Origin of the sequence: Salmonella sp. SJTUF15570, assembly GCF_043357055.1 — a bacterium.
Taxonomy (GTDB): domain Bacteria; phylum Pseudomonadota; class Gammaproteobacteria; order Enterobacterales; family Enterobacteriaceae; genus Salmonella; species Salmonella enterica.
Genome location: NZ_JBEUKJ010000007.1, coordinates 48,168 through 62,728 on the forward strand (window position 1 = coordinate 48,168; position 14,561 = coordinate 62,728).

General features: G+C 54.4%; 11 protein-coding genes, 1 tRNA gene and 2 other RNA genes. 11 read left to right on the forward strand and 3 right to left on the reverse strand.

All coding sequences use genetic code 11. The features are described 5' to 3' along the window. Positions 1 to 79 precede the first annotated feature (79 nt). Entirely contained in the window at positions 80 to 2,413 is a 2,334-nt protein-coding gene (locus ABVN44_RS15345) for a molybdopterin guanine dinucleotide-containing S/N-oxide reductase (protein ID WP_000148455.1), read from the forward strand. On the opposite strand, the gene ABVN44_RS15350 is transcribed toward ABVN44_RS15345, so the two are convergent. Beyond that, a complete protein-coding gene (locus ABVN44_RS15350; RefSeq protein WP_023232385.1) occupies positions 2,382 to 2,822 on the reverse strand; it encodes an N-acetyltransferase in 441 nt (146 codons plus the stop codon). The genes ABVN44_RS15345 and ABVN44_RS15350 overlap by 32 nt on opposite strands. Beyond that, positions 2,800 to 3,381, reverse strand: a complete 582-nt coding sequence (gene tag / locus ABVN44_RS15355; RefSeq protein ID WP_001188421.1) for a DNA-3-methyladenine glycosylase I — start codon at positions 3,379 to 3,381, stop codon at positions 2,800 to 2,802. Before tag ends, ABVN44_RS15350 begins: the two co-directional genes overlap by 23 nt. Before the next feature lie 156 nt (positions 3,382 to 3,537). On the opposite strand from tag, the gene ABVN44_RS15360 reads away from it, so the two are divergent. The 5 genes from ABVN44_RS15360 to ABVN44_RS15380 all read left to right on the forward strand — a co-directional run bounded on the left by ABVN44_RS15360 (position 3,538) and on the right by ABVN44_RS15380 (position 6,654). Continuing rightward, positions 3,538 to 4,242 carry an autotransporter outer membrane beta-barrel domain-containing protein gene (locus ABVN44_RS15360; RefSeq protein ID WP_000637070.1) on the forward strand — a complete coding sequence of 235 codons (705 nt, stop codon included), beginning with the start codon at positions 3,538 to 3,540 and terminating at the stop codon, positions 4,240 to 4,242. 230 nt (positions 4,243 to 4,472) lie between these two features. Then, the gene (gene eptB / locus ABVN44_RS15365) at positions 4,473 to 6,164 is read left to right on the forward strand and encodes a kdo(2)-lipid A phosphoethanolamine 7''-transferase (RefSeq protein ID WP_023232384.1); all 1,692 of its coding nucleotides are present in this window, start codon (positions 4,473 to 4,475) and stop codon (positions 6,162 to 6,164) included. 90 nt (positions 6,165 to 6,254) lie between these two features. After that, positions 6,255 to 6,331 (forward strand) — tRNA-Pro (locus ABVN44_RS15370). A 36-nt stretch (positions 6,332 to 6,367) separates the two neighbouring features. Then, positions 6,368 to 6,501: non-coding RNA, RtT sRNA (locus ABVN44_RS15375), on the forward strand. Positions 6,502 to 6,535: 34 nt separating this feature from the next. Beyond that, positions 6,536 to 6,654, forward strand: a non-coding RNA gene (locus tag ABVN44_RS15380) — RtT sRNA. On the opposite strand, the gene ABVN44_RS15385 is transcribed toward ABVN44_RS15380, so the two are convergent. Next, on the reverse strand, positions 6,645 to 7,652 hold the full coding sequence (locus tag ABVN44_RS15385; RefSeq protein WP_023232383.1) for a substrate-binding domain-containing protein: 1,008 nt from the start codon (positions 7,650 to 7,652) through the stop codon (positions 6,645 to 6,647). The two genes, ABVN44_RS15380 and ABVN44_RS15385, sit on opposite strands and share 10 nt — an antisense overlap. A gap of 149 nt (positions 7,653 to 7,801) precedes the next feature. Between ABVN44_RS15385 and ABVN44_RS15390 the strand changes: the two genes are divergently transcribed. The 5 genes from ABVN44_RS15390 to dppC all read left to right on the forward strand — a co-directional run bounded on the left by ABVN44_RS15390 (position 7,802) and on the right by dppC (position 14,559). Next, positions 7,802 to 8,926, forward strand: a complete 1,125-nt coding sequence (locus ABVN44_RS15390; protein WP_023232382.1) for an aryl-sulfate sulfotransferase — start codon at positions 7,802 to 7,804, stop codon at positions 8,924 to 8,926. A gap of 57 nt (positions 8,927 to 8,983) precedes the next feature. Further along, positions 8,984 to 10,309: a uracil-xanthine permease family protein gene (locus ABVN44_RS15395; protein ID WP_001136079.1), complete on the forward strand. Its 1,326-nt coding sequence runs from the start codon at positions 8,984 to 8,986 to the stop codon at positions 10,307 to 10,309. A 554-nt stretch (positions 10,310 to 10,863) separates the two neighbouring features. Then, on the forward strand, positions 10,864 to 12,471 hold the full coding sequence (gene dppA / locus ABVN44_RS15400) for a dipeptide ABC transporter periplasmic-binding protein DppA (RefSeq protein WP_000028047.1): 1,608 nt from the start codon (positions 10,864 to 10,866) through the stop codon (positions 12,469 to 12,471). Positions 12,472 to 12,627: 156 nt separating this feature from the next. After that, positions 12,628 to 13,647 carry a dipeptide ABC transporter permease DppB gene (gene dppB / locus ABVN44_RS15405; protein ID WP_000938843.1) on the forward strand — a complete coding sequence of 340 codons (1,020 nt, stop codon included), beginning with the start codon at positions 12,628 to 12,630 and terminating at the stop codon, positions 13,645 to 13,647. Between the two features lie 9 nt (positions 13,648 to 13,656). Further along, the gene (gene dppC / locus ABVN44_RS15410; protein WP_000084690.1) at positions 13,657 to 14,559 is read left to right on the forward strand and encodes a dipeptide ABC transporter permease DppC; all 903 of its coding nucleotides are present in this window, start codon (positions 13,657 to 13,659) and stop codon (positions 14,557 to 14,559) included. Positions 14,560 to 14,561 lie beyond the last annotated feature (2 nt).

Genomic DNA, 14,561 nt, shown 5'->3' on the forward strand with positions numbered 1-14,561 from the left:
AAATTCCAGGGAAAACTCTGAAATTTGTAAGTAACATTGATCGGCAAAATAAATAATCCCAATAATTCAGGAGCGAACCTTGACCCACGCACCATCGCGTCATTCGGTATTGACCGCCGCACACTGGGGGCCAGTCCGCGTTGAAACCGACGGAGAACGCATTTTTGCCTCGTATGGCGAACTCCCGACGGCACACCAAAACTCCCTGCAAACCGTTGTGCATGACCAGGTACACAGCAAAACGCGGGTTCGCTTCCCGATGGTGCGTAAAGGGTTCCTGGCTTCCCCCGATAAGCCGCAAGGCATACGCGGGCAGGATGAGTTTGTTCGCGTAAGTTGGGATGACGCGCTGGATCTGATCCATGCTCAGCACAAACGTATTCGCGAAAGTTATGGGCCATCGTCCATCTTCGCCGGCTCCTACGGTTGGCGTTCGAACGGCGTATTGCATAAAGCGGCTACGCTATTGCAGCGTTACATGGCGCTGGCGGGAGGGTATACCGGCCATCTTGGCGATTATTCCACCGGCGCGGCGCAGGCTATCATGCCTTATGTGGTGGGTGGCAACGAGGTTTACCAGCAGCAGACTAGCTGGCCGGTGGTGCTGGAACACAGCGAGGTGGTGGTGCTCTGGAGCGCGAACCCGCTGAATACTCTGAAAATTGCCTGGAATGCCTCGGATGAACAGGGGCTCGACTATTTTGCGGCGTTGCGACAAAGCGGCAAGCGCCTGATCTGCATCGATCCGATGCGATCGGAAAGCGTCGACTTTTTTGGCGATAAGATGGAGTGGATCGCCCCACATATGGGCACCGATGTGGCGTTAATGTTGGGAATCGCCCATACGCTGGTGGAAAACGGTTGGCAGGATGAAGCGTTCCTTGCCCGCTGCACGACGGGTTATGACCGCTTCGCCGACTATCTTTTGGGCACGACCGACGGTACGGCCAAAACAGCGGAATGGGCGGCAGAAATTTGCGGCGTTTCTGCGGTGAAAATCCGCGAACTGGCGGAAATATTTCATCATAACACCACCATGTTGATGGCTGGTTGGGGAATGCAGCGTCAGCAGTTCGGCGAGCAAAAGCACTGGATGATCGTTACTCTGGCCGCAATGCTGGGGCAAATTGGTACGCCTGGCGGCGGGTTTGGTTTTTCTTATCATTTTGCTAACGGCGGAAACCCGACGCGCCGCGCCGCCGTGTTAGCCTCGATGCAGGGAAGCATCCCTGGCGGGGTCGATGCGGTAGATAAAATACCGGTGGCGCGTATTGTCGAGGCGCTGGAAAACCCCGGTGGGTTTTACCAACACAATGGGATGGATCGCCGCTTCCCGGATATTCGTTTTATCTGGTGGGCGGGCGGCGCGAACTTTACCCATCATCAGGATACCAACCGTCTGATTCGCGCGTGGCAAAAACCGGAACTGGTCGTTATCTCGGAATGTTTCTGGACGGCCGCCGCGAAACACGCGGATATTGTTCTGCCTGCGACCACCAGCTATGAGCGCAACGATTTAACCATGACCGGCGACTATAGCAATCAGCATTTGGCGCCGATGAAGCAGGTCGTGTCGCCCCGGTGGGAGGCGCGGAATGATTTTGACGTTTTTGCTGAACTGAGCGAACGGTGGGAAGCCGGTGGTTACGCTCGGTTCACCGAAGGAAAAAGCGAGCTGGCGTGGCTGGAGACTTTCTACAATATTGCCGCCCAGCGTGGCGCCAGCCAGGGGGTGACGCTGCCGCCGTTTGCCGCATTCTGGCAGGCTAACCGTTTACTGGAGATGCCGGAAAATCCCGCCAACGCGCAGTTTGTGCGCTTCGCGGATTTTCGCCGCGATCCTGATAACCATCCGCTAAAAACGGCCAGCGGCAAAATCGAAATCTATTCTGCGCGCATTGCCAGCTATGGTTACGCGGATTGTCCCGGTCATCCGATGTGGCTGGTGCCGGATGAGTGGCACGGGAACGCCGATGCGGGACAGGTTCAGCTACTTTCCGCGCATCCGGCGCATCGTCTGCATAGCCAGCTCAACTACAGTTCATTACGGGAGCGGTATGCGGTAGCCGGACGCGAACCGGTGACGATTCATCCGCAGGATGCGACAACGCGTGGAATCGTCGATGGCGATACGGTACGCGTCTGGAATCATCGCGGGCAGGTTCTGGCGGGCGCGGTCGTTACCGACGGAATTCGGCCTGGCGTTATCTGTATTCACGAAGGCGCATGGCCGGACCCTGAACCTACCGCAGGCGGCATATGCAAAAACGGCGCGGTAAACGTCCTGACAAAAGATCTTCCCAGTTCCCGGCTGGGGAACGGTTGTGCGGGCAACACCGCGCTGGTCTGGTTTGAGAAATATACCGGCCCGGCGCTACCGCTTACGGCGTTTGATCCGCCTGCCAACTCATAATCCAGGTGGGGTGGGCGGTATCCTCCTGCCAGGCGCTATCTTCAATACGAAAACCAAGCGCATGGTAGAAGTTTACGGCGGATTGATTTTTCTGGTAAACCTCAAGGTTCAGCAGAGGAAAACGTTGCTGGACATATTCCAGAAGCGCTTTGCCAATGCCGTGTCTTAACGCGTCGGGGGCGACAAACAGCGCCCCGACAAAACGGGCTTCCAGTACGCTGACGAAGCCTTTCAGTTGTCCATTTTCCTCCCATACCCAGGTTTGCGCGGCGGGTAAATAGACGTCGCGTACAATTGCTTCGCTCTCGTGCCAGTAACGTTCTTCGATAAAGGGATGGGCATAAATGGTACTTTTCATCCACAGCGCCAGAATAGACGCCATGTCTTCACTCTGGGATTTGCGAATCATGTTTTTCTCCCGGATGGCAAAAACAGCCGGTAATATGGTCGTTGACCAGTCCGCACGCCTGCATAAAGGAGTAACAGATAGTCGTACCGACAAACTTGAAACCGCGTTTTTTCAATGCCTTAGCAAGCGCATCGGACGCAGGTGTTGAGGTAGGGATCTTATCCAGGCTGGCCGCCTGGGTGATCTGCGGCTGGCCATCAACGAATGACCAGACAAAATCGGCGAAAGACTCGCCGTTTTGCTCCATCGCAAGCCAGGCGCGGGCGTTACTGATAATGGCCTGAATTTTACCGCGATGTCGTATGATGCCCGTGTTCTGCAGCAGGCGTTCAACCTCCTCCTCCTGCATAGCTGCGATGCGTACCGGGTCAAACTGATGAAAACAGGCGCGATAGTTCTCTCTCTTTTTAAGCACGGTGATCCAGGATAAACCGGCCTGTTGACCTTCAAGACAGATCATTTCAAACAGCTTTCTGCTATCGGTTTCCGGTACGCCCCACTCGTTATCATGATAGGCAATATAAAGGGGGTCCTGGCTGACCCAGTCGCAACGCTGCATAGACTTCCTCGTTATTGTGGTTACCGCGAAAATTTCCTTCAACCCGCCTTGACGGGCCCGCTAAAAGGACAATAGTTAATACAGGGCTGATGCCCGACATCCTTCATTCAATGACAATAATATCGCCGAATTCGGCTCTACTCTGGAGTCGCGTTGATGATTGTAAGAAAACGCCGTGGTCGCCGGACATTGCGTTGTCTGGCGGGCCTTATGGCCTGCTCGTTTTTTATCAATACCACGTATGCCTGGCAACAAGAATATATCGCTGAAGCGGCTCCGGGGCATACGACGGAACGCTATACCTGGGACAGCGATCACCAACCGAATTACAACGACATACTGGCCGAACGTATTCAGTCTACGCAAAATACGGTGGGGCCGGTGCTTAGCCTGGCGGATGAAACCCCGCTTGATGCGACCAGCGGTATCAGTATGGGCTGGAATTTTCCGCTTTCCCGACGCGTGACCACTGGGCCGGTCGCGGCGCTGCATTACGACGGTTCGACGTCATCAATGTATAACGAATATGGCGATAGCGCGACGACATTAGCGTTTACCGATCCGTTATGGCACGCCAGCGTCAGTACGTTAGGCTGGCGGGTAAACTCGCAGTTCGGCGATGTCCGTCCCTGGGCGCAAATCAGCTATAACCAACAGTTTGGGGAAAATATCTGGAAAGCGCAGTCCGGGTTGAGTCGTATGACCGCAGGAAATCAGGCGGGAAACTGGCTGGATGTCACCGTAGGCGCGGACGTGTTACTTAACCCGCACCTGGCAGCGTATGCGGCGTTTTCCCAGGCGGAAAACAGCGCTACGGATAGTGATTATTTGTATACCCTGGGGGTGAGTGCCAGGTTTTAACAGGATAAACCGCCACCTGGACTTATTAGAAGTTCAGCTAATACCCTGTCTATATATTTACAAAAATATATAGGTCAATCACATTCTCTATAGACACTTTTTGCGCTTCCTGTGGTCTACTTAGCCGCGCTGGTAGACTTTCTCACATCTGCGTTAGACGCATATTTACCTGTTTGATTAAAGAATCGTTGTACAGGTCGTTTTTATCCCGATTCCCAGGGTTTGTTTGCATGAGATACATTAAATCGATGACGCAACAGAAACTTAGTTTCTTGCTTGCGCTCTATATCGGTCTGTTTATGAATTGCGCCGTGTTTTACCGCCGTTTCGGCAGTTATGCGCAAGAATTTACCATTTGGAAAGGCCTCTCCGCAGTTGTCGAACTTGGCGCCACGGTGCTGGTCACTTTCTTCTTACTTCGTCTTCTTTCACTGTTTGGCCGACGCGTCTGGCGCGTGCTGGCCACGCTGGTGGTGCTGTTTTCCGCTGGCGCCAGTTATTACATGACCTTCCTGAACGTGGTGATTGGCTACGGCATTATTGCGTCTGTTATGACCACCGATATCGATCTTTCGAAAGAGGTGGTGGGGCTGCACTTCGTATTGTGGCTGATTGCCGTGAGCGTGCTTCCGCTCATCTTTATCTGGAGTAACCACTGTCGCTACACGTTGTTGCGCCAGCTACGTACGCCGGGGCAGCGTTTTCGCAGCGCCGCTGTAGTGGTACTCGCAGGCGTAATGGTGTGGGCGCCTATCCGCCTGCTGGATGTACAGCAAAAAAAGGTTGAACGGGCGACAGGTATCGACTTACCCAGCTATGGCGGCGTGGTGGCGAACTCCTATCTGCCTTCAAACTGGTTATCTGCGTTAGGGCTGTATGCCTGGGCGCAGGTAGATGAGTCGTCGGACAATAATTCGTTAATAAACCCGGCCAGGAAATTTACCTATGTTGCGCCGAAGGATGGGGATGACACCTACGTTGTTTTCATTATCGGTGAGACGACCCGTTGGGATCACATGGGGATTTTCGGCTACGAGCGTAATACCACGCCGAAGCTGGCGCAGGAAAAAAATCTGGCGGCGTTCCGCGGCTATTCCTGCGATACCGCGACGAAGCTTTCTTTACGCTGTATGTTTGTACGGGAAGGCGGGGCGGATAATAACCCGCAGCGTACGTTAAAAGAGCAGAATGTTTTTGCCGTACTCAAACAGCTCGGATTCAGTTCCGATCTGTACGCCATGCAGAGCGAGATGTGGTTCTATAGCAATACCATGGCGGATAATATCTCCTACCGCGAGCAGATCGGCGCCGAGCCGCGTAACCGCGGTAAAACGGTTGATGACATGCTGTTGATTGATGAGATGCAGAACTCGCTTGCCCAGAATCCTGAGGGTAAGCATCTGATTATCCTGCATACTAAGGGGTCGCATTTTAACTATACGCAACGTTATCCGCGCAGCTACGCTCAGTGGAAGCCCGAATGTATTGGGGTCGATAGCGGCTGCACGAAAGCGCAGATGATCAACTCTTACGATAACTCCGTGACCTATGTGGATCACTTTATTACCAGTGTGTTCGATCAGCTACGTGATAAAAAAGCGATTGTGTTCTACGCGGCTGACCACGGCGAGTCGATTAACGAACGCGAACATTTGCACGGTACGCCGCGCAATATGGCGCCGCCGGAGCAATTCCGTGTTCCGATGCTGGTATGGATGTCGGATAAATATCTTGCCAGTCCGCAACATGCGCAGATGTTCGCTCACCTGAAACAGCAGGCGGAGATCAAAGTGCCGCGTCGTCATGTGGAGCTATACGATACGATAATGGGCTGCCTGGGGTATACATCGCCGAATGGCGGCATTAACCAGAACAACAACTGGTGCCATATTCCCGATGCGCAGAAAGTCGCCGCGAAGTAGGTTGTCTGCCGACTTTCTCGCCGATTGAATTGTATTTTGCGACTAAGGGATTGACGGGCGTGCGCCTGAGCAGTAAGATGCGCCCGCATTCGGTGATTGGCGCAGCCTGGTAGCGCACTTCGTTCGGGACGAAGGGGTCGGAGGTTCGAATCCTCTATCACCGACCAAATTCAGAAACCCTGCTCAACGAGCAGGGTTTTTTTTGTATCTGAAGTCTGACGAGGATGAGAACCTCCGGGGGCAAGAGGTTCGACTCGAGCGAAGCGAGAGAACGTTGCGTCAGCAACGGCCCGCAGGGCGAGCCACGCAGTGGCGAGTCATCCTCTATCACCGACCAAATTCAGAAACCCTGCTCAGCGAGCAGGGTTTTTTGTGTCTGAAGCCTGACGAGGATGAGAACCTCCGGGGGCAAGAGGTTCGACCCGAGCGAAGCGAGAGAACGTTGCGTCAGCAACGGCCCGCAGGGCGAGCCACCCTCTATCACCGGCAGGTTGACGCTCGCACCACCAGTTCAGGCATGATCCCGTCGCTGTGGCTGACCTTCTTGCCCGCCAGCAAATCAAATAATAGTGTGATTGCCTGTCGCGCCACCTCATCAAGATGCATATTCACTGCCGTCAGCGGCGGCAGCGATTCGCGCGCGCGGATACCATCATAGCGGGTGACCACCCGCATTTGTTCAGGTATGGCGATGTCTTGTTCCTGAAAAGCGCGTACCGCGCCGCTGGCAAAGGTATCGATCAGCACCAGTACGCCGTCAACGTCGGGATGCGCCTGTAATAGCTGCTGCGCGGCCTGGTAGCCAGCATTTTCACCCTCGCTTTCATTGAGAGAGTAGACGACGGGGGCCTGGCGCCCCGCGCACCAGCGCTGGTAAGCCGCTTCGCTCTCCAGAACTGATGTTCGCCGTGTGTTACCGACAAATAACGCACATTTGCTGGCACCGGAGGCCTCCAGATGCGTTAGCAGAAGCTGTGCTGTTGCCGCCGAGTGCAGCTCCACCCACGGCACAGGCGTGTCGGTCCCCGGCGTGCGGCCAATGGTGACGCAGGGAATGCCCGCTTGCGCCAGCGCCTGGAGCTGCGGGTCGTTCTCCGCCGGCTCAATCAGGATCGCCGCGTCAAAGCTGACGGCATCCAGTGGATTTGCCCCCGGCGGCACCAGAATCAGCGCATGCTGTTTTTCCAGCGCCATCATCGCGGACGTTAACGCCACCTCCATCATAAATCCCAGTCGTGACGCGCCGGAAGCAATCGCCAGCGGCACCGAAGAGAGCAAAGCAATGGTATTGGTTTTGCCGGTTCGCAACTGGCGGGCGCGAATATTCGGCGTGTAGTTGAGCGCAGCAATGGCCTCTTCAATACGCCGTCGCGTCTGCGGCTCGACAAAGCGAGTGTTGTGCAATGCATTGGATACCGTCCCTGGCGATACGCCTGCATGGCGGGCAACATCAATCAACTTTGCGCGTTTTTTATTTTGAACAGCCATCTGCTTCCTGACCTGCGAAAATTTGCGCACAGGGTAGCATATTTACCAGACGGTAACGTTTGCTTTTTTTCAGTGAGGATCGTAAAAAACTCTTCATTAAAACGTTTTAATGGGGTATTTTGGCGCAAATTTATTCCTCAGGAGGCGATGTGGCACACTTAACTCAGGATTCGACTTTCACCCTTGGACGCCGTCCGGCGGGCCTTATCTACGCTGATAAGGCGAAGAGCTTTGGCGGCTATACGCTTTTTGCGCCGCAAACCGCCGAAGGGCGGGTTTACCTGGTGGACGAGCAGGGCGAAGTCGCGCATCAGTGGCAGCTTCCGGTTCGCGCCGGGCGTGATGCGGTGCTGCTGCCGAACGGTAATCTGGGTTATAACGGCAGCCACCGCACTTCAGCGAACCTCTATCCGGCGTGGGATCTCTGGCACGGCGGCGACTTCTACGAAGTGACGCCGGATAACGAAATCGTCTGGCATTACGAAGATATTTACCATCACCATGATGCGCAATGGTTGGCGAACGGTAATCTGCTGTATACCGCCGCGTCGCCGTTGCCTGCCGATATCGCCGCCCGTGTTACCGGCGGCGACCCGCGCCGCGATGCGCCGGACGGCATCATTCAGAGCGACGTCGTCAAAGAGGTCAATCGCGACGGTGAAGTGGTCTGGGAATGGCGCGCCTGGGAGCATTTGAATCCGGAAGATTTCCCGATTCATGATATTTTCGACCGCCGCCACTGGCCGATGATTAACGGCCTGTCCGTCACCCGTGATGGCCTGGTACTGATGAGCCTGCGTACCACTTCCGGCGTCATTGCCGTGGATAAAGAGAGCGGGAAGGTTATCTGGCATGCAGGGCCGGAAGTCGTAGCGCAGCAGCACACGCCGGTTGAGATGGAGAACGGGTCGATTCTGGTTTTCGATAACGGCAACCTGCGTCCCGGCGTCACCTCGCCGCATTCCACGGTGCTGGAGTTCGATCCGCAGACCAAAGCGATTACCTGGCAGTATCGCGATATCTTCCCGCCGGCGTTTTTCTCGCCGTATATGGGGAGCGCGCAGCGGCTGGCGAACGGCAACACCTTTATCTGTGAATCGGCGTTTGGCCGCCTGTTTGAAGTCACCCCGGAAGGCGAAACGGTATGGGAATATATCATTCCGTTCTTTAATGAATATCCGGAGCACCTCAGTAAAGGCATTATTCCTGGAAAACAGAACAGCGCCTTCCGTGCGCATCGCTATGCCGCTGATGCCATTAGTTGGTTGAAATAATACAGACCGCCAGCCCGCGCTGGCGGTTATTTTTTTGATGTTTTATGGGAGTTAATCATGCCGCAACCTGGCCTTACTACGCCGGATAACGATGCATTACCCTGGCAAACCACCTTACTTTTGGCGCTTCAGCATGTGCTGGTCGTTGCCGCCACCCCCATTACCTCCGTCTTTCTGATCGCCAAAGCGCTCCACTTTACCGATACGGTGACCGCCTCGGTACTTAGCGCGACCTTTCTGATGTGCGGTCTGGGCGCTATTTTGCAAAGCCTGGGTGTGAAAGGGGTGGGCGCGCGTTTGCCGTTTATTATGGTACCGGGGGGCGCGCCGATTGCGATTTTCGTTGCGATCGCTTTACAGACCAATATCCAGACCGCGATTGGCGCCGTAATTCTGACCTCGCTGTTCTACTTTATCGCGTTGCCGATTTTCCGCCGCTGCCTGCACCATTTTCCCCCCTTTATCATTGGCATCATGCTGCTAATGGTGTCGATTAACCTTATTCGCCTGTACGGCGGGTTGATCATTGGCCAGCCAGGGAGCGCCGACTTCGCTCATCCAACCAGTATCATTTTATCGCTGGGAACTATCCTGATAACGCTGATTTTCGCGCTGGCGTTTAGCGGTATTTTGCGCCAGCTGGCGGTGATGTTCGGCCTTTTAGCGGGAACGTTGCTGGGAATGGCGCTGGGCAGCACCGATTTTAGCGGTGTTAGTCACGGGCCGCTGTTTAGTTTTCCACAGCTTTTGCCGTTCGGCTGGCCGATTTTTGATCTCTCCGCCTCGCTGCCGTTGCTGATTTACGCGGTCATCTCTATGGCTGAAGCAACCGGGCAAACGATTGCGACCGCGGAAATAGTCAATTCCACGCAAAATGTGCAGCAGGCGATTCCACGCACCATTCGTGGTGATGCGGTAATGTCGCTGCTGGGGGGGATTTTTGGCACCTCCTTAATTATCACCTCCGGCGAAAATATTGGGGTGGTACGCACCACTAATGTGAAATCGCGTTTCGTGACTGCGGCTGCCGGAGGATTGTTAATCCTGATTGCCATATTCGCGCCGCTGGTACGTCTGGCGACCTGTCTGCCAGGTTCGGTGGTGTGCGGTACGGCGGTGATTGTCTTCAGCATTATCGGGGTTATCGGTATTGATATGATTGCGCGTGAGCCACTGCATACGCCGGGTAAAACCTACGCGCTGGCGATGGGGCTGGCCATGGGAATGCTACCTATACTGGTACCCGGCCTGTATCAGAATTTCCCGGCGGGCGTACAGATGGTCTTTGGCAACGGCATGGCAGCGGGGACGTTGACGGCGATTCTGGTGAACTCGTTGTTTAACTGGAGCGAAAAGCGCACGCAGGCCAGGGTCAAAAGTTAGTTTTGTGATCGCGGTAGGCCGCACGACGGCCTACTTATTTACAATTTTGTGACATATTCGATGGTGTTTTTCAATGTCCGGATAACTCTTTTTTGCACACGGCTTATGGATAACCTCAGCATTTTCGCCTGTGCGTTTTAGCGTTAGTGGTATTAATCGCTCAGATAATCAACATATCGAAAGAAATTTTTCAATTAATGTCTAATTGTTAATCACTAACTGTTGCAAAATATTAAGTGAATAACTCTGCCTTTCTGCCTATAGCACAAATTTCCCTGCTGAAAATACCCTTCTGAACTTTTTTTAATCTTTGTTTGTTAATTCTCACCGTTGTTGTAAAAGCTGGTTACCTGTATTGACGTTTTGACATTCTATTGACAGATTGTAGGGAATGAGGGGCATTTTATGGAGAATCCGCACTGCAACTCAGTCGATTATGCGAACGGAATCCCCACCTCTCACTACTGACCTGACCAGGTAAAAAACAAAAAAGGCCGGGCGGTAAAAGCCTTTGCAAAGGGCAAAACAACATACATCACAATTGGAGCAGAAGAATGAGTATTTCCTTGAAGAAGTCAGGGATGCTGAAGCTTGGTTTGAGCCTGGTGGCCATGACCGTTGCAGCAAGCGTGCAGGCCAAAACCCTGGTTTATTGTTCAGAAGGCTCGCCGGAAGGCTTTAACCCACAGCTCTTTACGTCTGGCACCACCTATGATGCCAGCTCCGTACCTATCTATAACCGTCTGGTTGAATTCAAAACCGGCACCACGGAAGTGATCCCGGGTCTTGCTGAGAAGTGGGATATCAGCGAAGACGGTAAAACCTATACGTTCCACCTACGTAAAGGGGTGAAATGGCAATCCAGCAAGGATTTCAAACCCACGCGCGAGCTGAACGCCGATGATGTCGTGTTCTCTTTTGACCGGCAGAAAAACGAGCAGAATCCGTACCACAAAGTGTCTGGCGGCAGCTATGAATACTTTGAAGGCATGGGGCTGCCGGATCTGATTAGCGAAGTGAAGAAGGTAGACGATCACACGGTGCAGTTTGTGCTGACGCGTCCGGAAGCGCCGTTCCTTGCCGATTTAGCCATGGACTTCGCCTCTATTCTTTCCAAAGAATATGCTGACAACATGCTGAAAGCCGGTACGCCGGAAAAAGTGGATCTGAACCCGGTCGGCACTGGCCCGTTCCAACTGGTGCAATATCAGAAAGACTCCCGCATTCTCTACAAAGCCTTTGACGGCTACTGGGGCACGAAGCCGCAGATTGACCGTCTGGTCTTCTCCATCACGCCTGACGCCTCTGTGCGTTACGCCAAACTGCAGAAGAACGAATGTCAGGTGATGCCGTATCCGAACCCGGCGGATATTGCGCGCATGAAAGAGGATAAAAACATCAACCTGATGGAGCAGGCCGGTCTGAACGTGGGTTATCTCTCCTATAACGTGCAGAAAAAACCGCTGGATGACGTCAAAGTTCGCCAGGCGTTGACCTATGCCGTGAATAAAGAGGCCATCATCAAAGCCGTTTATCAGGGCGCGGGCGTTGCGGCGAAAAACCTGATCCCGCCGACGATGTGGGGCTACAACGACGATATTAAAGACTACGGCTACGATCCGGAAAAAGCGAAGGCGCTGCTGAAAGAAGCCGGTCTGGAAAAAGGCTTCACCATCGATCTATGGGCGATGCCGGTACAGCGTCCCTATAACCCGAATGCGCGTCGTATGGCGGAAATGATCCAGGCGGACTGGGCGAAGATTGGCGTTCAGGCCAAAATTGTCACCTATGAATGGGGCGAATACCTCAAGCGCGCTAAAGATGGCGAGCACCAGACGGTGATGATGGGCTGGACCGGCGATAATGGCGATCCGGATAACTTCTTCGCCACGCTGTTCAGCTGCGATGCCGCCCAGCAAGGCTCCAACTATTCAAAATGGTGCTACAAGCCGTTTGAAGACCTGATTCAGCCTGCGCGTGCGACCGATGACCACAACAAGCGTATTGAACTCTATAAACAGGCCCAGGTTGTGATGCATGACCAGGCGCCAGCGCTGATCATCGCTCACTCCACGGTTTATGAGCCAGTGCGTAAAGAAGTTAAAGGCTATGTGGTTGATCCATTAGGCAAACATCACTTCGAAAACGTCTCTGTCGAATAATTAAAAGAGCGCTGCGCCCCGGTGTTGTGTAGGCCGGATAAGCGCAGCGCCATCCGGCGTAATGCTTTATCCGCGATGCAGTTTGCGTGGGATAAGATTTGTGAGCAATACAGACTCACGGTTCCAGGCCGTGGGTCATGAGAGAGAATTCGGGTTATGTTGCAGTTCATTCTCCGACGTTTGGGACTCGTTATCCCGACGTTTATCGGTATTACCCTTCTCACCTTTGCCTTTGTCCACATGATCCCCGGCGATCCGGTGATGATCATGGCGGGTGAGCGAGGTATTTCCCCTGAGCGTCATGCTCAACTGCTGGCTGAACTCGGTCTTGATAAACCGATGTGGCAGCAGTACCTCCATTATATCTGGGGGGTGATGCATGGCGATTTAGGCATCTCGCTGAAAAGCCGAATCCCTGTATGGGACGAGTTTGTGCCTCGCTTTAAAGCGACGCTGGAACTTGGCGTCTGCGCCATGATTTTTGCCGTCGCCGTGGGGATTCCGGTGGGCGTGCTGGCCGCAGTGAAGCGCGGTTCTATCTTCGATCACACTGCCGTTGGCCTGGCGCTGACTGGTTACTCTATGCCTATCTTCTGGTGGGGCATGATGCTGATCATGCTGGTCTCCGTCCACTGGAACCTGACGCCGGTTTCCGGGCGCGTGAGCGATATGGTGTTCCTTGATGATACCAATCCGTTGACGGGCTTTATGCTGATCGACACCGCTATCTGGGGCGAAGAGGGTAACTTTATTGATGCGCTGGCGCATATGATCCTGCCTGCGATGGTGCTCGGCACAATCCCGCTGGCCGTCATTGTGCGTATGACCCGTTCGTCGATGCTGGAAGTGCTGGGGGAGGATTATATCCGTACCGCACGCGCCAAAGGGTTGACCAGGATGCGCGTCATTATCGTCCATGCTCTGCGTAACGCCATGCTGCCAGTCGTCACCGTGATCGGCCTGCAGGTCGGTACGCTGCTGGCGGGCGCGATTCTGACAGAAACTATCTTCTCGTGGCCCGGTCTGGGGCGCTGGCTGATCGATGCGCTGCAACGCCGCGATTATCCGGTAGTGCAGGGCGGCGTGTTACTGGTAGCAACGATGATTATTCTCGTCAACCTGCTGGTAGACCTGCTGTACGGCGTGGTGAACCCGCGTATTCGGCATAAGAAGTAAGGGGCCATCATGTCACAGGTTACTGAAAATAATGTTAATGCCGCACCGGCGCCCATGACGCCATTGCGGGAGTTCTGGCACTATTTCAAACGCAATAAAGGCGCGGTCGTCGGGCTGGCGTATGTTCTCATCGTGATCCTGATTGCGGTGTTTGCCAACTTTATTGCGCCGTACAACCCGGCAGAGCAGTTCCGTGATGCGCTGCTGGCGCCGCCGGTCTGGCAGGAAGGCGGCAGTTGGGCGCATATTCTGGGAACGGATGATGTTGGTCGCGATGTCCTCTCGCGCCTGATGTATGGCGCGCGTTTGTCACTGCTGGTCGGCTGTCTGGTGGTCGTCCTGTCGCTGGTAATGGGGATTATTCTCGGCCTGGTCGCGGGCTACTTCGGCGGTCTGGTCGATAACATCATCATGCGCGTGGTCGATATTATGCTGGCCCTGCCGAGCCTGCTGCTGGCGCTGGTGCTGGTGGCGATCTTCGGCCCCTCCATCGGCAACGCTGCGCTGGCGTTGACGTTTGTGGCGCTGCCGCACTATGTCCGCTTAACCCGCGCGGCGGTTCTGGTAGAGGTGAACCGCGATTATGTGACTGCCTCCCGCGTGGCGGGCGCAGGCGCGATGCGTCAGATGTTCGTCAATATTTTCCCGAACTGCCTTGCGCCGCTGATCGTTCAGGCGTCACTGGGCTTCTCTAACGCCATTCTCGATATGGCCGCCCTCGGCTTTCTTGGCATGGGCGCACAGCCGCCTACGCCGGAATGGGGCACCATGCTCTCTGACGTATTGCAGTTCGCGCAAAGCGCCTGGTGGGTCGTGACCTTCCCGGGGCTGGCGATTCTGCTGACGGTACTGGCATTTAACCTGATGGGTGACGGTCTGCGTGACGCGCTCGATCCCAAACTGAAGCAGTAAGA

What these genes read in the sequence shown, in the direction of transcription:
- ABVN44_RS15350 (WP_023232385.1), bottom strand. Translation starts at nt 2,822, where the DNA reads ATGATTCGCAAATCCCAGAGTGAAGACATGGCGTCTATTCTGGCGCTG.
- tag (WP_001188421.1), bottom strand. Translation starts at nt 3,381, where the DNA reads ATGCAGCGTTGCGACTGGGTCAGCCAGGACCCCCTTTATATTGCCTAT.
- ABVN44_RS15360 (WP_000637070.1), top strand. Translation starts at nt 3,538, where the DNA reads ATGATTGTAAGAAAACGCCGTGGTCGCCGGACATTGCGTTGTCTGGCG.
- eptB (WP_023232384.1), top strand. Translation starts at nt 4,473, where the DNA reads ATGAGATACATTAAATCGATGACGCAACAGAAACTTAGTTTCTTGCTT.
- ABVN44_RS15385 (WP_023232383.1), bottom strand. Translation starts at nt 7,652, where the DNA reads ATGGCTGTTCAAAATAAAAAACGCGCAAAGTTGATTGATGTTGCCCGC.
- ABVN44_RS15395 (WP_001136079.1), top strand. Translation starts at nt 8,984, where the DNA reads ATGCCGCAACCTGGCCTTACTACGCCGGATAACGATGCATTACCCTGG.
- dppA (WP_000028047.1), top strand. Translation starts at nt 10,864, where the DNA reads ATGAGTATTTCCTTGAAGAAGTCAGGGATGCTGAAGCTTGGTTTGAGC.
- dppB (WP_000938843.1), top strand. Translation starts at nt 12,628, where the DNA reads ATGTTGCAGTTCATTCTCCGACGTTTGGGACTCGTTATCCCGACGTTT.
- dppC (WP_000084690.1), top strand. Translation starts at nt 13,657, where the DNA reads ATGTCACAGGTTACTGAAAATAATGTTAATGCCGCACCGGCGCCCATG.